The organism is Roseateles sp. P5_E11 (assembly GCF_054049355.1).
The window spans coordinates 1-1,284 of sequence record NZ_JBFUMO010000988.1 but is presented as its reverse complement, the minus strand read 5'-3'; the positions used below and the strand labels follow the sequence as shown (position 1 = coordinate 1,284).

Here is a 1,284-nt window from a genome sequence, read left to right as displayed (position 1 = left end):
CACATAGCCCACGCCCCAGACGGTCTGGATATAGCGTGGCTGGGCCGGGTCTGCCTCCAGCATCTTGCGCAGCCGCGAGATCTGCACATCCAGGCTGCGGTCAAAGGGCTCGAACTCGCGGCCGCGGGCGAGCTGGGCCAGCTTGTCGCGCGACAGCGGCTGGCGCGGGTGGCGCACCAGGGTCTTGAGCATCGAGAACTCGCCGGTTGTCAGCGGCAGTTGCTCGCCATTCTTGGTCAGGCGGCGCAGGGCCAGGTCGAACTCGAAAGGCCCGAAGGTCACCGTCATCGGCTCCTTGCTCGGCGCACCCGGGGCCTCCGGCGGGGGGCGACGACGCAGCACCGCGTTGATGCGGGCCAGCAGTTCGCGCGGGTTGAAGGGCTTGGCCAGGTAGTCGTCGGCGCCCACTTCCAGGCCGACGATGCGGTCCACGTCCTCGACCTTGGCCGTCAGCATGATGATGGGCGTCTGGTCGTTGGCGGCACGCAGGCGGCGGCAGATGGTCAGGCCGTCTTCGCCGGGCAGCATCAGGTCCAGCACGATGAGGTCCACCGTCTCTCGGGTGAGCTGTTTGTTCAGCGCCCGGCTGTCTTCGGCGAGCAGTACTTCGAAGCCTTCTTGTGTCAGATAGCGCCGGAGCAGATCGCGGATGCGGGCGTCGTCATCGACGACAAGGATACGGTTGGGACGGGGTGTCGCGCTGCTGTTCATCGCGTTTCCTGAATTTGTAACAGCGGCATTGTGAGCAGGTTTTGAAACCCTGCTTTGTAGGACATCACGCACAGGTTACAGCTCGTTGCCAACTACCCCGGCTAAGCTGGGCTTTCCCTCCTTGCAAAGAGATTTCCTCATGCGCGCAGTCCTCGTCCTCTCAAGCCTTGCACTGACCCTGTCTGCCCATGCAGCCACGGAAGGGCCGCCGCGCGAGCGGCTGAGCCTGTCGGCCAGCGCCAGCGCTGAGGTGACGCGTGATGTGCTGGGCATTGCCTTCTCGACGACGCGCGAAGGTGCCGACGCCGCGGGCGTGCAAGCGGCGTTGAAGCAGGCCCTGGACGCCGCCCTGGCCGAAGCGCGCAAGGTGGCCAAGCCAGGTCAGGTCGATGTGCAGACGGGCAGTTTTTCGCTCTACCCGCGCCACGACCCCAAGACCGGCAAGCTCAGCGGCTGGCAGGGCAGCGCCGAGTTGCTGGTCGAGGGGCGGGATGCGGCAGCCATCGCTCAGCTGACGGGGCGCATCAACACGCTGAGCATCGCCCGCGTCGGCTACAGCCTGTCGCGCGAGGC

Annotated in this window: 2 protein-coding genes; one reads left to right on the top strand and one right to left on the bottom strand. The window is 66.2% G+C overall.

Features of this window, described 5'->3' with window-relative positions:
• On the bottom strand, positions 1-711 hold a 711-nt coding region (ompR, locus tag ACXJKR_RS32755; RefSeq protein WP_457326415.1), incomplete at its 3' end, for an osmolarity response regulator transcription factor OmpR.
• Positions 712-850: 139 nt separating this feature from the next.
• Between ompR and ACXJKR_RS32750 the strand changes: the two genes are divergently transcribed.
• Positions 851-1,284, top strand: a 434-nt coding sequence (locus tag ACXJKR_RS32750) for an SIMPL domain-containing protein (protein ID WP_457326414.1), incomplete at its 3' end; no start/stop codon positions are given.